This is a genomic window from Methyloprofundus sp. (genome assembly GCF_965251085.1).
Classification (GTDB): domain Bacteria; phylum Pseudomonadota; class Gammaproteobacteria; order Methylococcales; family Methylomonadaceae; genus Methyloprofundus.
In genome coordinates this window covers 223,572-240,297 of sequence record NZ_OZ252594.1, presented here as the reverse complement: position 1 = coordinate 240,297, position 16,726 = coordinate 223,572, and the positions used below count along the sequence as shown (strand labels likewise).

15 protein-coding genes are annotated in these 16,726 nt (G+C 44.7%); 4 read left to right on the top strand and 11 right to left on the bottom strand.

The genetic code is table 11. The features are described from left to right. Nucleotides 1-46 precede the first annotated feature (46 nt). Nucleotides 47-1,585 carry a DUF1254 domain-containing protein gene (locus ACQY3F_RS01110; RefSeq protein ID WP_428353100.1) on the top strand — a complete coding sequence of 513 codons (1,539 nt, stop codon included), beginning with the start codon at nt 47-49 and terminating at the stop codon, nt 1,583-1,585. Nucleotides 1,586-1,619: 34 nt separating this feature from the next. On the opposite strand, the gene ACQY3F_RS01105 is transcribed toward ACQY3F_RS01110, so the two are convergent. The 4 genes from ACQY3F_RS01105 to ACQY3F_RS01090 form a co-directional block, all read right to left on the bottom strand. Beyond that, nucleotides 1,620-2,198: a UbiX family flavin prenyltransferase gene (locus ACQY3F_RS01105; protein WP_428353099.1), complete on the bottom strand. Its 579-nt coding sequence runs from the start codon at nt 2,196-2,198 to the stop codon at nt 1,620-1,622. Next, nucleotides 2,195-3,136: a prolyl aminopeptidase gene (gene pip, locus ACQY3F_RS01100; RefSeq protein WP_428353098.1), complete on the bottom strand. Its 942-nt coding sequence runs from the start codon at nt 3,134-3,136 to the stop codon at nt 2,195-2,197. Before pip ends, ACQY3F_RS01105 begins: the two co-directional genes overlap by 4 nt. Before the next feature lie 126 nt (nt 3,137-3,262). Next, nucleotides 3,263-3,799 carry a cob(I)yrinic acid a,c-diamide adenosyltransferase gene (gene cobO, locus ACQY3F_RS01095; RefSeq protein ID WP_428353097.1) on the bottom strand — a complete coding sequence of 179 codons (537 nt, stop codon included), beginning with the start codon at nt 3,797-3,799 and terminating at the stop codon, nt 3,263-3,265. 83 nt (nt 3,800-3,882) lie between these two features. Continuing rightward, nucleotides 3,883-5,163: a cobyrinate a,c-diamide synthase gene (locus ACQY3F_RS01090; RefSeq protein ID WP_428353096.1), complete on the bottom strand. Its 1,281-nt coding sequence runs from the start codon at nt 5,161-5,163 to the stop codon at nt 3,883-3,885. 382 nt (nt 5,164-5,545) lie between these two features. Between ACQY3F_RS01090 and ACQY3F_RS01085 the strand changes: the two genes are divergently transcribed. Then, entirely contained in the window at nt 5,546-7,837 is a 2,292-nt protein-coding gene (locus ACQY3F_RS01085; RefSeq protein ID WP_428353095.1) for a Tex family protein, read from the top strand. Nucleotides 7,838-7,978: 141 nt separating this feature from the next. On the opposite strand, the gene ACQY3F_RS01080 is transcribed toward ACQY3F_RS01085, so the two are convergent. The 6 genes from ACQY3F_RS01080 to ACQY3F_RS01055 all read right to left on the bottom strand — a co-directional run bounded on the left by ACQY3F_RS01080 (nt 7,979) and on the right by ACQY3F_RS01055 (nt 13,701). Further along, entirely contained in the window at nt 7,979-8,695 is a 717-nt protein-coding gene (locus ACQY3F_RS01080) for an SIMPL domain-containing protein (protein ID WP_428353094.1), read from the bottom strand. Between the two features lie 58 nt (nt 8,696-8,753). Further along, complete coding sequence (tadA, locus tag ACQY3F_RS01075) at nt 8,754-9,224, bottom strand: tRNA adenosine(34) deaminase TadA (protein WP_428353093.1); 471 nt, start codon at nt 9,222-9,224, stop codon at nt 8,754-8,756. Then, the gene (guaA, locus tag ACQY3F_RS01070; protein ID WP_428353092.1) at nt 9,215-10,801 is read right to left on the bottom strand and encodes a glutamine-hydrolyzing GMP synthase; all 1,587 of its coding nucleotides are present in this window, start codon (nt 10,799-10,801) and stop codon (nt 9,215-9,217) included. The genes tadA and guaA overlap by 10 nt, the downstream gene beginning before the upstream one ends. A 267-nt stretch (nt 10,802-11,068) precedes the next feature. Continuing rightward, nucleotides 11,069-12,532 (bottom strand): IMP dehydrogenase, encoded by a 1,464-nt coding sequence (guaB, locus tag ACQY3F_RS01065; RefSeq protein WP_428353091.1) that lies wholly within the window; start codon nt 12,530-12,532, stop codon nt 11,069-11,071. Between the two features lie 184 nt (nt 12,533-12,716). Next, on the bottom strand, nt 12,717-12,887 hold the full coding sequence (locus ACQY3F_RS01060; RefSeq protein WP_428353090.1) for a rubredoxin: 171 nt from the start codon (nt 12,885-12,887) through the stop codon (nt 12,717-12,719). 13 nt (nt 12,888-12,900) lie between these two features. Beyond that, a complete protein-coding gene (locus ACQY3F_RS01055; protein WP_428353089.1) occupies nt 12,901-13,701 on the bottom strand; it encodes a sulfite exporter TauE/SafE family protein in 801 nt (266 codons plus the stop codon). Nucleotides 13,702-13,877: 176 nt separating this feature from the next. Between ACQY3F_RS01055 and ACQY3F_RS01050 the strand changes: the two genes are divergently transcribed. Together ACQY3F_RS01050 and ACQY3F_RS01045 are read left to right on the top strand one after the other, a co-directional pair. Further along, nucleotides 13,878-15,113: a multifunctional CCA addition/repair protein gene (locus ACQY3F_RS01050; RefSeq protein WP_428353088.1), complete on the top strand. Its 1,236-nt coding sequence runs from the start codon at nt 13,878-13,880 to the stop codon at nt 15,111-15,113. An 11-nt stretch (nt 15,114-15,124) separates the two neighbouring features. Beyond that, a complete protein-coding gene (locus ACQY3F_RS01045; protein ID WP_428353087.1) occupies nt 15,125-15,607 on the top strand; it encodes a YajQ family cyclic di-GMP-binding protein in 483 nt (160 codons plus the stop codon). Nucleotides 15,608-15,862: 255 nt separating this feature from the next. On the opposite strand, the gene ACQY3F_RS01040 is transcribed toward ACQY3F_RS01045, so the two are convergent. Continuing rightward, nucleotides 15,863-16,726 carry a CPBP family glutamic-type intramembrane protease gene (locus ACQY3F_RS01040; RefSeq protein ID WP_428353086.1) on the bottom strand — a complete coding sequence of 288 codons (864 nt, stop codon included), beginning with the start codon at nt 16,724-16,726 and terminating at the stop codon, nt 15,863-15,865.

Genomic DNA, 16,726 nt, shown 5'->3' with positions numbered 1-16,726 from the left:
GGATATAGAGCTAGGAAACAGTATATTAATGATTTAAGGAAACATCATGAGCAACAAGCGAACTATTTTCAATGCCTTAATACTCGCAACCCTTATAAGCGTGCTCAGCGGCTGTAGCACTAAAGCGGATCCAGATATTGCAGCTGAAATAGCGGCCATTAAGTTAAGCCTTGCCAAGGTTGAACTTGAAAATGCCAAAAACCTTGCCAAGACTGAGCATGTAGATACCAAAGGCTCTGCCCAGACCGGACTTGAAGATATCAAAGATATTGCCGAGGAAGGTTTTATCTACGGCCTGCCGATCGTAATGAACTATGCTGTAATGAATGAATTTACCCTTGCCAAGAATTCGGGGCAGTACCAGGCGACGTTTAACAGAATGTATAACGATACCCAGGTCTTTACCTACAAGGACACGACTATCGTCACCCCCAATAGTGACACACCCTATTCGATGCTCTGGCTGGACTTACGCACGGAACCCATGGTCATTTCAGTACCTGCAGTACCCAAAGATCGCTACTACTCGGTACAGTTTGTAGACGGCAACGCATACAACTATGGCTATGTCGGTAGCCGCGCAACCGGAACAGAACCAGGTAATTATCTCGTGGCTGGCCCCAACTGGAAAGGTGAGGCACCGGCAGAAATTAAAAAGGTTTTCCAATCATCGACACCCTTCTCGCTGACCATATTTCGCACCCAGCTTTTCAACGCTGAGGACATGGAAAATGTAGCAAAAGTGCAAGCGGGATACAAAGCCCAGCCACTATCCGCATTCCTGAAACAACCCGCACCGCCAGCACCAGCAAAGGTCAATTTCCTTCCGGCCACGACCAAGGGCATCAAAGAAAACTTCTACAGCTATCTTGATGCCGCCCTCCAGTTTGTGCCATTAACGCAGGAAAACAAGGCGATCAGAGCTCGGCTCGCCAGAATCGGAGTTGGGCCGGGCAAGAGCTTCGAATTCAAAGATCTTTCCCTAGAACATCAAGCAGACGCCTTACAGGCAATGAAAGATGGCGACAAAAAAGTAAATGATTTTCTAGCGACCGGAATGAAAAATATAAACGGCTGGAAGATTGGTTCACTTTTTGGTGATCAAGCCTTCTACAACAGTCATTGGCTGAAGAGAGCCGCTGCTGCCAGAGCAGGCATCTACGGAAACAATGCCCTCGAGGCCATGTATCCGGCTACCCGGACAGATGCAAGCGGTGAGCCCCTTGATGGTAGCAAGCACAACTATACACTGACGTTCCCTGCTAACCAGCTACCGCCCGTGAAGGCGTTCTGGTCAGTCACAATGTATGACGGTAAGACGCAATTTCTGATTAAGAACCCGATCAATCGCTACCTTATCAATTCGCCCATGTTACCGAATATGAACAAAAATGAAGACGGCTCATTAACGCTCTATATTCAGAAGGACTCACCCGAAAAGACAAAGGAAGCCAACTGGCTCCCAGCTCCAGACGGGCCAATCTATTTGGTCATGCGTCTATACTGGCCTAAGCTGGAAGCACCTTCCATCCTTCCGGCCGGCAAGGGCTCCTGGGCTCCTGCTCCTATCGTTCAGGCTCAATAACCCGCGCAAAGAACTCTTAGGAGACTAAAAAATCCTACAACCCCTCCCAATGCGTATACAAGCCCTCTACATTCACCCCAAACATATCCAGTACGCGCCCTACGCCTTCATCAACCATTGCGGCTATCGAATTAGACTTATTGTAAAACGCAGGCATCGGCGGGAATATAATTCCACCCATTTCGGTTACGCTGGCCATATTACGAATATGCGCCAAATTTAACGGCGTTTCGCGCGGCATAATAACCACACGGCGACGTTCTTTTAGCGCCACATCTGCCGCACGCGAAATCAGGTTATCCCCAAAGCCGTGCGCTATCGCCGCCAATGTTTTCATCGAGCAGGGCGAAACAATCACACCTTCCGTTTTAAAAGAACCGCTCGCTATAGATGCAGCAATATCATCTACACCGTGGGTAATATCGGCCAAAGCGTATAATTCGCTACGCGACATATCCAGTTCATATTTTAAATTGACCAGACCCGCATTTGAAATTACCAGGTGAGACTCCCAGTCATCCTGTTGCTGTAACACTTGCAACATTCTGACCCCATAAATTGCGCCTGTGGCACCAGTCATAGCGATAACCAGGCGTTTTTTCTGTATACTCATTTAGCTAATCTCATTGCCATTTTTTCACTTGCATCAACTAGCGCATCAATCATTTCATCACCCTGAGCAATATGTCCGGCATGTTCCAGCACCCTGTACTCTGCTTGCGGCAAAGCCTTTGATAAACTTAAGCCTGCAGCCATTGGGCAGACAAAATCGTATCTGCCATGAATAATAATAGTCGGAATATTCTGTATTCTGGCGCAATTTTCTAAAATCTGATTTTCCTCGATGAAATAATGATTACGCGCATAATTCAATTCCATTTTCACCTGATCCACCATTTTTTGCGTAATAGCTTCGGGCTGATCTGTCCGTTGATAAGCCGCTCCAACTGCCACCTGGCTACTCCAGTGCATCCAGGCTGCTGTCACATCTCGTGCTACCTGCTCATCACCAGACCATAAGGTTGTGTAGAGCAATTCAATATTCTGCCCCGGCATACTATCTAGCAACACCTGATATGCCTCTGGATAGATGCGACTAGCACCCTCCCGAACAAACCAGTCCAGGTCCTGTGGTCGCGCCAGAAACACTCCGCGAATAATCATTCCTGAAACTACTTCAGTATATTGCTGCACATATAGTAAAGCTAAGGCACTACCCCAGGAACCACTAAATAATAGCCACTGTTTTATATTTAGCTGCTTCCGAATACGCTCCATATCCGCAATTAAATCTTGCGTGGTATTATTCTCTAGCTCACCAAAGGGCAGGGACTGACCACAACCGCGTTGATCAAACAAGATAATATGATACACCTCAGGATCAAAAAAACAGCGCTGCCCAGGGCGTGTTCCTGAGCTTGGCCCACCATGTAAAAACACCACTGGAATGCCGTCCAGATTGCCGGATTGCTCTACATAAACCTTATGCTGACTTCCTGTCTCAAGAAAAAAGGTATTAAAGGGTTCTATCTCAGGGTGTAGCTGTTTCATTTTTCTTTTGATATGCTTAGCTTATTATTTTGGGCAACCTGTAGGGCGCGGCTTTAGCCCGCCATATTAATCCACCCCGTTGACAAAGGCGGGCTAAAGCCGCGCCCTACAGGTGTTTTTATACACCTAAAACTCCACACCCTGCGCTGCTTTTATACCTTGACCATAGGCATGCTTGACCTTGGTCATTTCTGTTACCGTATGTGCTGCTTCTATCACTTCAGGTGCAGCATTCCGCCCGGTTAATACCAAGTGCATCCAGGGCGGTTTTTCATTGCTGATAAAATCTGCAATTTCCTGCCCGGAAATCCAGTCATAGCCGCAGCAATAATTTATCTCATCTAATAAAACAAAATCATACTCTTCCGATAAGATTTTTTGCTTACTAAATTCCCATATTTCCCGGCTGGTTTTAATATCCTGCTCCGGATTTTTAGTATCCCAGGTAAAGCCATCTCCTAGCACATGCCATTCGATGTTATCAAAACGTTCTGCTGCCTTGTGCTCGCCTGTCTGCCATTTGCCTTTAATATACTGGATCACGCAAACTTTCATGCCCCAGCCTGCAGCACGAAACACCATGCCAAATGCACTAGATGATTTACCTTTACCTTCCCCGGTATTGACGACAACAATACCCTGACGACGTTCTCTTTCTTTCATTATATCCTGCGTATTCCTGTAGAGCGGACTTCAGTCCGCTAATTTATTGGGAGTGACCTGCGACTGGCGGACTGAAGTCCGCTCTACCCGCTGGCACTCAGCCATTCTGCTATCACTTCAGGCGCACTGGCAAAATACCAATGCACATAAGAAGCGCGTAAATTCTTATAACGTATACCTTTATCACCTCGCTCCACCTGAAAGCAAGGCTGCAATACCTGTTCAGATTCACGGACTGAATGATGAAATTCATGTCCTCTGATACCCGATGCCTCTTCACGATAACCCAAAGAAGCCAGTTTCGTTTGCATCCTTGATTGAAATGGCAATATATTGGCCATCAGCCACTGCCGACCATCAAGATCAATCAACGCATTACCTAATAGCATTGCCCCTCCGCACTCTGCTAGTACCGGCTTACCCGCCTCAATAAACGTGTGTAGAGATGACCAGCTTTTTGACTGCGATAGACTTTCTGCAAATAATTCTGGATACCCACCCGGTAACCACAAAGCGTCTGCACTTTCGGGAACGGTATCACCCGCTATAGGCGAAAAAAACAATAGCTCCGCACCCTGCTGCTGTAAAAAATCTAAATTAGCAGGGTAAATAAAACAGCAGGCTGCATCTTTTGCTACGGCAATTTTTTTATTCTTTAATATGCCCATTGTTGAATGGGTATCGCATACTCCATAACTCTGCTGTGCAAACAAAGCCGATAAATCCTCTGCCTCACTATGCAGAAAAGGCAAAAAATCGGGCAATGTTACTTCCGAGGGTTGTACTAAGCCCAAGTGTCGTTCAGGTAATTCCGGTGCATTTTTTTCCATCCAGGCGATCAATGGCGGTTTTTTATGCGTTTGAAGTACTTCGCGTAATAATTTTGCATGATGAGCACTACCGACTCGATTAGCAATAATTCCAGCTATCGTCACGCCCATTTTCTGAGCATAATCTGCAAAGCCACTCACCATAGGCACAATAGAGCCGCTCATCCCCTTAGCATCTATCACCAAAAAAACAGGCACCTCTAAAGTGTTAGCCAATTCTGCACTAGAGCCACTGCCTCCCACGCCTGAACGACCATCAAACAAGCCCATTACGCCTTCTATTATGCCAATCTCAGCTGTTTCCTCCTGAGTAGTCATCAGCTGTTTTGACAAGTCTGCGCCGATCATGCGCGTATCGATATTATACGAAAGTCTACCCGTCACTGCCTGATGCCATAAAGGGTCTAAAAAATCGGGCCCTGCCTTAAATGACACGACATCTCGCTGCTGCGCTTTAAAATACTGTAATAAAGCCAGCATAATCGTAGTTTTTCCACAGCCCGATTGAGTACCCGCCAACAGTGCTAATTTCATTAAATTTTTACCTAGAAGCCGCAATTGAGCACGGATTTTGTGGAAAATCTGAGTGCGAAAGACAAGGCACAGCCCGTAGGCAATGGCCGTAGCCCTTGGCAAGGGCTGTAACGCAGTACTTCGCTCTCAGATTTATTCACAAAACTGTGAAGCGGGGTATACTCACCCAAAAAGTGATAGATATATTCGATCATTAGTGTAACATTCTGATGCTTAGAGTGCTTTATAGCAATCAACTGCGGTTTTTAGGTTTATAGTTCCCATTCTGTAATGCAAAAAGTATCATACCGTTTATTCATAACTCTCTCAAAGACTCTATTTATGCAGCACTCACACTGATACAATACACGGCTTGTAAGCCATTACCCAGACATCATTATAAATGGACGTAAATCAGAAAATTGTCGACGAATTAGCCGTTAGCCTAAAACAAGTTAATGCCGCGGTTTCCCTACTTGATGAAGGCGCGACCGTCCCTTTTATTGCACGTTATCGCAAAGAAATAACCGGTGGGCTAGATGATATCCAGCTACGTTTGTTAGATGAGCGCTTAATCTATTTACGCGAACTGAATGCACGCCGCAAAACGATATTAGAAAGTATCGAATCACAAGGAAAATTAACACCCGCATTAGAGCAAGCCATTAAACAAGCAGAGACTAAAACCCGTCTGGAAGATTTATATTTACCCTATAAACCCAAACGCCGCACTAAAGCACAGATAGCCCGTGAAGCAGGTTTAGAACCTTTGGCGGATGCTATTTTAAACGATAGAGACTGCACACCCGAGCAAGTCGCTACTGCCTATATCAATGCAGATAAAGTTGTTCCTGATATTGCCGCTGCTCTGGGCGGCGCACGCCAGATCATTATGGAGCGTATTTCCGAAGATGCCGAACTAGTCAGCACTCTACGTGAGCGTATCTGGCAAAAAGGCATTATTCAATCAATTGTCGCCAAAGGCAAAGAAGCAGAAGCCGCTAAATTCAAAGATTATTTTGACTTTCAGGAAGCAATTAATAAAATCCCTTCACATCGCGCATTAGCCTTATTTCGTGGCCGTAATGAGAACCTGCTCAACCTGACTTTATTTCCGGGTAACGATGAAAAAGGAGAGCATCTGCTTTGCGCGCAAATCGTCGCACGACAAATTCAAGTCACCGATACCAGCAAAGCAGCGGATGCCTGGCTAGCAGAAACGGCACGTTTTGCCTGGAAAGTTAAATTATTCACCCGCATTGACCTAGACTTAAAACAACAGTTACGCGAAGCTGCAGAACTGGAAGCCATACGTGTGTTTGCCAATAATCTAAAAGATTTATTACTGGCAGCACCTGCAGGCCCCAAAGCCACTTTAGGTTTAGACCCCGGCATACGCACTGGAGTCAAAGTTGCCGTAGTCGATACCACGGGAAAATTGCTGGCAACCGATACTATTTACCCACACGCCCCCAGAAATCAATGGGATGCGTCTATAGACACTCTGGCTAAATTGATAAAACTACATCAGGTAGAACTGGTCAGCATAGGAAATGGCACTGGCTCCAGAGAAACCGATCAATTGGTTAGCGATTTAATCAGGCAACATAAAGACCTGAAATTTAGCAAGATAACTGTTTCAGAAGCGGGCGCTTCAGTTTATTCCGCATCTGAACTGGCTTCAAAAGAGTTTCCAAATATAGATGTATCTCTACGCGGTGCAGTCTCTATTGCCCGCCGCTTACAAGATCCGCTAGCGGAACTTGTAAAGATAGAGCCAAAATCCATTGGGGTTGGCCAATATCAACATGATGTGAATCAGTCTCAATTAGCCCGAGGTCTGGATGCTGTCGTCGAAGATTGCGTGAATGCTGTTGGTGTAGATGTAAATACTGCTTCTGCTGCATTACTCAAACAGGTTTCCGGCTTAAGCAATACCATCAGCCAAAACATTGTAGCTTTTCGGGATGAGCAAGGAGCATTTACCAACCGGAAGCAATTAAAAAAAGTGCCTCGTTTAGGCGAAAAAGCCTATGAACAAGCGGCAGGTTTTTTGCGTATTATGAATGGCAATAACCCACTGGACGCTTCCTCTGTGCACCCCGAAGCCTACCCTGTGATTGAAGACATTGTTAAAAAAACAGGGACCACGATCAACGAACTAGTCGGCAAAAGCAGTTTCCTACGCGGTTTAAATGCGGCTGATTACACCAATGAAGTGTTTGGCTTGCCCACTGTAACTGATATTTTGCAGGAACTGGAAAAGCCAGGCCGTGACCCTCGCCCCGAATTTAAAAGCATTACCTATAAAGAAGGCATAGAAAAAATCACTGACCTGAAAGAAGGCATGACTTTAGAAGGCGTAGTCACTAATGTTGCTAATTTCGGCGCTTTTGTAGATATTGGAGTGCATCAGGATGGCCTAGTACATATATCACATTTAGCTGATGTGTATGTAAAAGATCCGCGTGACGTGGTAAAAACCGGAGAGATGGTTAAAGTGAGGGTGCTTGAAATTGATATCCCGCGTAAACGAATTGCTTTATCAATGAAAAAAGAAGCACCCGCAGAAAGTAAAAGCGGAAAATCTGACAACGCTCAAACAAGAAAAACACATAAGCCCAAGCCAGCAAGTGTGCCAACCCCAGCACAAGGGTCTATGGCTAATGCCTTTGCAAAGGCTTTGAAAAAATAGCGGTGAAAGAACCAGACTTTGTCACTTGTTCGCCTGGTAACGGGGCTTACTCGATAAAATATAAAAATTCTGAGACACCTGGTTACGCTAGCTCCCCCTGTCGTGTCAGTCCCGATTCTGGCAATTTAGGTAAAATCATCCTCAATCTGACAAATAATACTCAACTGTCGAGACCACTCTGATTTTTTTGATAGAGGGGCTATTTTTATCTCTGGCGCTGATGCTAAACTGTCCCTGTGTTGCGCGCCTAATTTTACCCAGCTTACTGTCGGAGTCAGCGGCAAATTTTTCTGCTACTTCTCTAGCATTGCATGTTGCCTCTTCTATCATTTCTGGCTTGACTTCATTTAGCCGGGTAAAAATATAATCTGTCTGGGATTGATAGTTATTCCCGGTAAAGGCTATCCCCGTTTTCCCTAATTCCGGCAATAACCTCATAACATCCTGAACAATCTGGATATTTTCAGAATAAACGGTCACGGTTTGCTGCGCAGTATAACGGAATTCTGCCTTGGCATTACCATATTGTTGAGCGGACTTATCGGTAATTTGCGGTGCAGAAATAGATATCTCATCGCTCCTGATTTTGTTTTTTTCTAGAAAATTCTTAATCTTGGAATTACTCGCCTCTATAGAACTATAAAGCTGGGTAAGGTCATTGCTCGACTCTGTAAACTGAATCGGCCAGATGACAATATCGGCTGGATATTCACGCTCTGACAGGCCTTTTGCTGTGACTGTACGCTCATACTCTTTGTATTGAATAGCAGCATTTCCCAGCTGATAGCCAACAGTTGCCAGTCCCAGAAATATAAAGGCACCTAGTATAAAGGCACTAAATTTGCTATGTTCTTGCATCTGCTTCTCCTTTAAATAGTTAAGCGATATCGTGCGGAGCTGCGGACTAAAGTCCGCTCTACAGTTTTTTTCGCTTCGCTTTAAAAAAATCTCTTAATAAACCACCGCAAGTTTCTGCCAGCACTTCGCCCTGCCAGTCAATCTGATGATTTAGAAAATCCGCATTGCTTAGCTCTAGCGCACTACAAACTGCGCCTCGCTTTGCATCTATTGCACCAAATACCAGGCGTTTAACACGCGCATGGGCAATCGCTCCCATGCACATCACGCAAGGCTCTAAGGTAACGTATAAGGTACTGTCTATTAAGCGATAATTATCAAGCCTCTGCCCTGCATGGCGCATAGCGCAGATTTCTGCATGTGCTGTTGGATCATTATCAGTAATCGGTGTATTCCAGCCTTCGGCAATACATTGATTATTCAGAACAAGTACTGCCCCTACCGGCACTTCCCCTTGCGCTTCTGCACGCTGTGCAAGCCTAATCGCATGCCGCATCCAGGCTTCATCCTCTGCCTGGCTTATTCCCATTCTATAGTAGCGGGAGGCTTACCTGAAATATCGTAAGTTACTCGCGAAATACCATCAACTTCATTAATAATCCGCGTGGATACATGGCCTAAAAAATCATAAGGTAGATGTGCCCAGCGTGCCGTCATAAAGTCTATGGTTTCTACGGCACGTAAGGCAATCACATAATCATAACGCCGCCCGTCCCCCATCACACCAACGGATTTGATCGGTAAAAAGACCGCAAAAGCTTGGCTGACTGTTTGATATAAATCCTGCTTATACAATTCATCCATAAAGATAGCATCGGCCTGACGCAGTAAATCAGCATATTGTTTTTTGACTTCCCCCAAGATTCGCACGCCTAGACCTGGCCCTGGAAAAGGGTGGCGATAAATCATATCGTAAGGTAAACCTAATTCCGTGCCTAATTTACGTACTTCATCTTTAAATAACTCACGTAAGGGTTCGAGTAGTTTTAGAGTCATATCTTCCGGCAAGCCACCAACATTATGATGCGATTTTATTAAATGCGCTTTACCACTGGCAGCACCTGCTGATTCAATAACATCCGGATAAATAGTTCCTTGTGCCAGCCATTTTGCATCGCTTAATTTCTCTGCTTGTTCATCAAAAATCTCGACAAACAGATTACCTATAATCTTGCGTTTCTGCTCAGGGTCAGTTTTACCTGCTAATGCTGTCAGATAACGTTCTTCTGCATCGACCCGAATAACTTTTACACCCATATGTTGGGCAAAAGTAGCCATAACCTGGTCGCCTTCATTCAAACGCAGCAATCCTGTATCAACGAAGACACAAGTCAACTGATCACCAATTGCTTTATGTAATAAAGCAGCAACCACGGATGAATCAACCCCACCAGAAAGGCCCAGAATAACCTGATCACTACCAACTTTTTGCTTTATGGTTTGCAGGCTTTCATCAATAATATGTGCTGAATCCCATAAGGCATCACAGCCACAAATATCCAGAACAAAGCGGCTTAAAATACGCCCGCCCTGTTTAGTATGGGTCACTTCCGGATGGAACTGCACGCCATAAAAATCACGCGCTTCATCGGCAATACCCGCAATAGGTGCGCCATCGGAACTGGCTATTAACTTAAAGCCTTCGGGTAATTCGACTACACGATCGCCATGACTCATCCACACATCTAATAAGCCGTAGCCTTCGGGGGAAGTATGGTCTTCGATATCTATAAATAATTTAGAATGCCCACGCGCTCTGACTTGCGCATAACCAAACTCACGGTGATCTGAACTTTCCACCTTCCCATTCAATTGCTCGGTCATGGTTTGCATACCGTAGCAAATTCCTAATACTGGAACACCCTCATTGAAAACTGCCTGTGGTGCTCTGGGTGTATTTCCTGCTGTAACAGATTCAGGGCCACCAGATAAAATAATCCCTTGTGCGCCAAAGGCAATCACTTCCTCATCGCTGCAATCACAGGAATAAATTTCGCAATAAACTCCTATCTCACGTATGCGTCGTGCTATTAACTGAGTGTATTGTGAGCCAAAATCCAGAATAAGAATTTTATGCGCATGAATATCTGTTGTTTGTTGATTCACGGTATTCTCTTGAGTTGTTCGTATGGGTGATAAGGGCTTTATTGCAGTAGAATCCATAGGCGTGGAACGCAGAACGTTTCCATATGCATTCCCACGCAGAGAGTTAATACTATTAAATCAAAGCGCCAAGTATAGGATGTGCTGAGGAACGAAGCGCATTTCGCAGTGATTGCTGCGTTTCCTATCGTCAACACATCCTATGTTAAAAATTTCAACTTAATAGCAGTAACAAAGAGCGTGAGGAAAAACCAGATTAAAAATTCGCAATTAAACCCGATAATTCGGTGCTTCTTTAGTAATGGTTACGTCATGTACATGGCTTTCACGCATACCCGCGCTGCTTACACGCACAAACTGCGCATTTTCATGTAATTTTGCTATGGTTGCACAACCTGTGTAACCCATACTCGCTCGAATACCACCGAGTGCCTGATGGATAACAGCAACCAGCCCCCCTTTATACGGCACACGTCCTTCAATACCTTCGGGCACTAATTTATCTGATGAATCGGCATCTTCCTGAAAATAACGGTCACTGGAGCCTTGCTGCTGCGCCATTGCACCAATGGAGCCCATGCCACGATAAGATTTATAAGAACGTCCTTGAAATAATTCAACTTCCCCGGGCGCTTCTTCTGTCCCGGCAAACAATCCACCCAACATCACTGAATAAGCACCGGCTGATAAGGCCTTTGCCATATCGCCCGAGTAGCGTATACCTCCATCGGCAATTAACGGCACACCTGTTCCTTTTAACGCCTGAGCCACATTGTCCACAGCAGAAATCTGCGGTACACCAACACCCGCAACAATACGCGTGGTACAAATTGAACCTGGGCCTATCCCTACTTTTACTCCATCAGCACCTGCTTCAACTAAAGCCAAAGCCGCATCGGCTGTGGCAATATTACCACCGATCACTTCTAAGTCAGGGTAGTTTTGCTTCACCCAGCGAACACGATCTAACACGCCTTGAGAATGACCATGTGCGGTATCAACCACAATTACATCGACTCCGGCTTCCACTAATGCGGCAACTCTTTCTTCAGTGCCCTCACCCGTGCCTACCGCTGCACCCACGCGTAAACGCTCTAGCTCATCTTTACAGGCAATAGGGTAATCTTTCGCTTTTTGTATATCTTTTACGGTAATCATGCCGCGCAAATGAAAATCATCATTCACGATTAACACTTTTTCGATACGGTGTTCATGCAATAATTTTAAAGCTTCTGTCTGGGTAAAGTCTTCCTTAACAGTCACTAAACGCGCTTTGGGTGTCATTACCTTAGCAATGGATTCATCCAGACGCGTTTCGAAGCGCAAGTCACGACTGGTGATTATGCCCACCAACTCATTGCCATCTACGACGGGGACACCAGAAATATTATGTTCCTTCGTCAGTGCCATCACATCAAGCACAGTAGCGGTCGATGCAACGGTAATCGGTTCCCTGATGACGCCACTTTCATATTTCTTGACACTACGCACTTCCTGCGCCTGTTCCTCGGCAGTCATATTTTTATGAATAATCCCGATGCCGCCTTCCTGTGCAATAGCAATTGCTAACCGGGCTTCTGTAACGGTATCCATTGCGGCAGAAACCAGCGGAATATTGAGCGCAATCTTACGCGTAAGCTGGGTTTTCATGGACACCTCACGCGGCATTACAGTTGAGTGTGCGGGTACTAATAACACATCATCAAAAGTTAAGGCTTCTTGTATAATTTGCATAACAGCTCCCGTCCAATCTTTAAAAATTAACCGATTATTGTACTATGCTTTATTAGATTTCAAATAGAAAAATAAAAATATATGCGTAGGGCGTGGCTTTAGCCCGCCAGTAATCAAAGAATGCTGCATAAGGCGGGCTAAAGCCGCGCCCTACAAAGATAGCAAAACCTCATCAAAAAGAGCACTACTCCACCAACTTAAAAAAGCTTTTCGGTGCACCACAAATGGGGCAAACCCAATCATCTGGAATGTCTTCCCATAAAGTGCCAGGTGCAAGCCCGCTATCAGGATCACCTTGTTCTTCATCATAGAGGCGCTCACACTCCATACACCGATATTTTTTATATTCAGCCATAATATCTCCTGGTTTATTTTAAAATAGCCCACAATAGCTTAGCCGCGACTACGAATAATAATATCGAAAAATATCGCTTCAACTGCTGGGTGGGTAGTTTATTTGCCAACTTAGCACCGAGAGGGGCCGTCAACATACTGCTTATCACTATACCCAAAAAAGCAGGCACATAAATATAGCCTACACTGCCTTCAGGCAAGCCTGTTTTCTGCCACCCTAACAAGGCATAGCTTAGGGTTCCAACAACGGCTATAGGCAGTCCACATGCGCTAGAAATAGCGACGGCATTACGCATAGGCACTTGATGTCTTGCCAGCAAAGGTACCGTTAAAGTTCCTCCGCCTATCCCCAGCACTGCAGAAACAAAGCCGATAACAGTCCCTGCTATCGCCGTAGCCAAGGCACTCAATTGCCTCAATTTTGCCACTATCTTGCTTGACACTGCCATTTCTATGGCAACATACAACATATACAAGGCAAAGATAAGGCGTAAAGTATCGGATGAAATTGAATCAGCCAGCAGGGTGCCGGCAATAACCCCCCAAAACATACCATAGGATAAATTAAAGACTGTCTTCCAGATAACAGCACCGAGACGATGCTGCATTAAAGTAGCTGCTATAGAGGTTATAATCATTGTTGCCAACGAGGTTGCCACCGCCATCAACATCAACAATTCATTGGCAATATTTCGTGATTCCAGCAAAAACAGAAAAAAGGGTACTAACACCAAACCTCCGCCAATACCAAAAAGACCCGCTATAAGCCCTGAAAAACAACCAAAAGCCAGACAAATAAGAAACATCTCAAACATAATTGCAATCTCTATAGTGGTATACTTTGTGTAGACACAATGCCGAATCTAGCAGTTGATTATTAACAATATATCCAGAATACTATACACCTCAGCAACAATATAAAAGCGAATTTCCAAATAAGCTACGAATCCTTTACCATGCATTTACATTTAATTAAAAACTCGTATTTATCATGAAAGCCTATCTAGTCGGTGGCGCAGTACGCGACACACTACTTAATCTCCCCGTTCGCGAACGGGACTGGGTGGTTATTGGCGAAACACCAGAGGCCATGATTACACGCGGCTATACCGAAGTAGGCAAAGATTTTCCGGTGTTTTTACACCCGCAAACAAAAGATGAATACGCACTTGCGCGCACTGAAAGAAAAACCACTCACGGTTATACCGGCTTTGCAGTCCATGCAACCCCCGATATCAGTCTGGAAGATGACCTGATACGCAGGGACTTGACTATCAATGCCATGGCTATTATGGATAATGGTGAAATTTTCGACCCGTATGGCGGCCAACAGGACCTGGCAAACAAAGTTTTTCGTCATATTTCCCCTGCTTTTTGTGAAGACCCAGTTCGGGTATTACGCATTGCAAGGTTTTGCGCTCGCTATCAACATCTGGGATTTAGCATAGCTCCCGAGACTCAAGAACTTTTGCAGCAAATGGTAGTGCAGGGTGAAATAGACCACCTCGTGCCAGAGCGAGTCTGGGCGGAAACAGTTAAAGCTTTGGGTGAAAAATCGCCTGCTGCGTATTTCCAGGCTTTACGTGACTGTGGTGCACTGGCACGTATTTTCCCAGAGCTAGACGCATTATTTGGGGTCCCCCAACCTGCCCAACATCACCCGGAAATTGACACCGGGGTGCATGTTTTAATGGTACTGGAACAGGCTACCTTATTAAGCGATAAATGCACAGTCCGCTTTGCTGCATTGATGCATGATTTAGGTAAAGCGCTCACTCCGGCAGAAAAATGGCCCAGCCATCACGGGCATGAAACCCTGGGGATTGATGCCTTAAAAACTCTTGCTCAACGCCTGCGGGTCCCCAATAATTATCAGAAACTAGCTTTACAGGTAATGCAATACCATACTCACTGCCACCGGGCTTTTGAGTTACGACCTAGCACATTATGCGATATGCTGGTCAGCATTGGGGCCTTTAAAGCAGAAAATCAACTGAATGATTTTTTACTTGCCTGCGAAGCCGATGCCAGGGGCCGCACAGGGTTTGAACAAACTGATTACCCTCAAGTAGACTATATTAGAGCAGCGCAAAAAGCCGCAAAACGCATAGATAGTTCCGCTATTTCAGACTGCAATATTCAGGGAAAACAAATTGGCCAGGAGATCCATCGACTGCGCACGCATGAGATTAGTAAAGTAAAAAAACAATTTACCCAAAAAATATAACAGGACACACCATGCCATCATTTGATATTGTTTCAGAATTTGATATGCACCAAGCACAAAACGCTCTGGACCAGGCCAATAAAGAAGTAAGCACTCGTTTTGATTTTAAAGGTTCGAATGCAGAATTCGAATTGAATGATAAATCAATTTTAATGAAAGCAGAGTCACGCTTTCAACTACAGCAAATGCTACCTATCCTGTTTTCAAAATTAACTAAACGCGGGATCGATATTGCCTGTCTGGAAACCGGCGATGTTAAAGAAGCAGCCAAAACAGCGCAACAACCGATAGAACTAAAAGAGGGTATCGACAAGCCTTTTGCCAAAAAAATTGTCAAACTGATTAAGGATAAAAAGCTTAAAGTACAAGCGGCTATAGAAGGGGAAAAAATTCGCGTCTCGGGGAAAAAACGTGATGACCTGCAACAAACCATGCAAATGTTACGTAGCGCAGATCTAGAACAACCTCTGCAGTTTAATAATTTTAGGGATTAAATATTTAGTTTCTTTGTAACTACTCAGACAAGCTGAGTAGTTACAGCAAAATAAACTCTGTAGGATGGGCAAAGGGCTTCATCCGCGCCCATCAACGAAAACATGATGGGCACGTCGTACCTCCTTTGCCCATCCTACAAAAACGCTTGCTCCATCAGGGTGTTTTTTATCAAATACCTGCTTTTCTGGTGCCTGGCTGGAAATATACAATCTAATTTCGTAACTATCAGATACGCTGAGTAGTTACGTTTCTTTTTACTTTTCACTGCGCTGAAAAAATAAATAAACACATAAAACCAGCGTCAACCATAGGGCTACCATAGGTCCTATCACGCCATCATAAGGGCTGATTAAATACAGTAGGTCGGAGTGCTTATTTACATCAGTAATTTTATGCGCCATTTTAATCTGCCACACCCATGCCGTATGACAACCAATAACCCAGGCCAGGCTCAGTTTTAGATGCGTGCGCATAACGGCTAGAAAAACTCCAACCATTAACAAGGCCCAAAAAGCCCCTAAATTTTCAGGGTTTAGTACATTCTGAAAGGCTTCCAGCAACAGTATGAAACTATCAGAGAGGCTCGCTTGCTCTACAGGTATAGACGTATTGGTTTTAATAAAATGCAAAATCGCATAATAAAATGAACTAACAAAAACAGTCGCAACTACACCTAGGCGCTTGAGGTATGCGGAGATTAAAATGCCGCGAAACATAGGCTCTTCTAATAATGAAATCAACAAAGCCAATAAAAATGCAACCAATAAACTAACGGCTAACTTATCAGCCGTCCAAACTCGGCTCGCATCAATATCAGTAACCCCCAAAGCATAACTCAGCAATAACACCGGCAATAATGTAAATAATCCGAGAACCATGCCACCCAGCATTTGCTTTAGAAATGTTTTAAAAGGCACAAAACCCAACTCAACAGCACTGACATTAAGCCAGCGCATGAACGGATAGATACTTAAAATCAACAATATCTGAGTGACTCGACTGATTATTTTGCTTAACTCCGCCGCCCCGTCCAGCAATACAAAAATGCCATAACCGATAAAACAGGCGATGATAGAAAATATCAGCAGCATTAAAAGAGGGATTAAACTTATGCGCAT

Bases quoted from the DNA above. Each gene is read 5' to 3' on its own strand.
- ACQY3F_RS01110 (WP_428353100.1), top strand. From the start codon at position 47: ATGAGCAACAAGCGAACTATTTTCAATGCCTTAATACTCGCAACCCTT.
- ACQY3F_RS01105 (WP_428353099.1), bottom strand. From the start codon at position 2,198: ATGAGTATACAGAAAAAACGCCTGGTTATCGCTATGACTGGTGCCACA.
- pip (WP_428353098.1), bottom strand. From the start codon at position 3,136: ATGAAACAGCTACACCCTGAGATAGAACCCTTTAATACCTTTTTTCTT.
- cobO (WP_428353097.1), bottom strand. From the start codon at position 3,799: ATGAAAGAAAGAGAACGTCGTCAGGGTATTGTTGTCGTCAATACCGGG.
- ACQY3F_RS01090 (WP_428353096.1), bottom strand. From the start codon at position 5,163: ATGAAATTAGCACTGTTGGCGGGTACTCAATCGGGCTGTGGAAAAACT.
- ACQY3F_RS01085 (WP_428353095.1), top strand. From the start codon at position 5,546: ATGGACGTAAATCAGAAAATTGTCGACGAATTAGCCGTTAGCCTAAAA.
- ACQY3F_RS01080 (WP_428353094.1), bottom strand. From the start codon at position 8,695: ATGCAAGAACATAGCAAATTTAGTGCCTTTATACTAGGTGCCTTTATA.
- tadA (WP_428353093.1), bottom strand. From the start codon at position 9,224: ATGGGAATAAGCCAGGCAGAGGATGAAGCCTGGATGCGGCATGCGATT.
- guaB (WP_428353091.1), bottom strand. From the start codon at position 12,532: ATGCAAATTATACAAGAAGCCTTAACTTTTGATGATGTGTTATTAGTA.
- ACQY3F_RS01060 (WP_428353090.1), bottom strand. From the start codon at position 12,887: ATGGCTGAATATAAAAAATATCGGTGTATGGAGTGTGAGCGCCTCTAT.
- ACQY3F_RS01055 (WP_428353089.1), bottom strand. From the start codon at position 13,701: ATGTTTGAGATGTTTCTTATTTGTCTGGCTTTTGGTTGTTTTTCAGGG.
- ACQY3F_RS01050 (WP_428353088.1), top strand. From the start codon at position 13,878: ATGAAAGCCTATCTAGTCGGTGGCGCAGTACGCGACACACTACTTAAT.
- ACQY3F_RS01045 (WP_428353087.1), top strand. From the start codon at position 15,125: ATGCCATCATTTGATATTGTTTCAGAATTTGATATGCACCAAGCACAA.
- ACQY3F_RS01040 (WP_428353086.1), bottom strand. From the start codon at position 16,726: ATGCGCATAAGTTTAATCCCTCTTTTAATGCTGCTGATATTTTCTATC.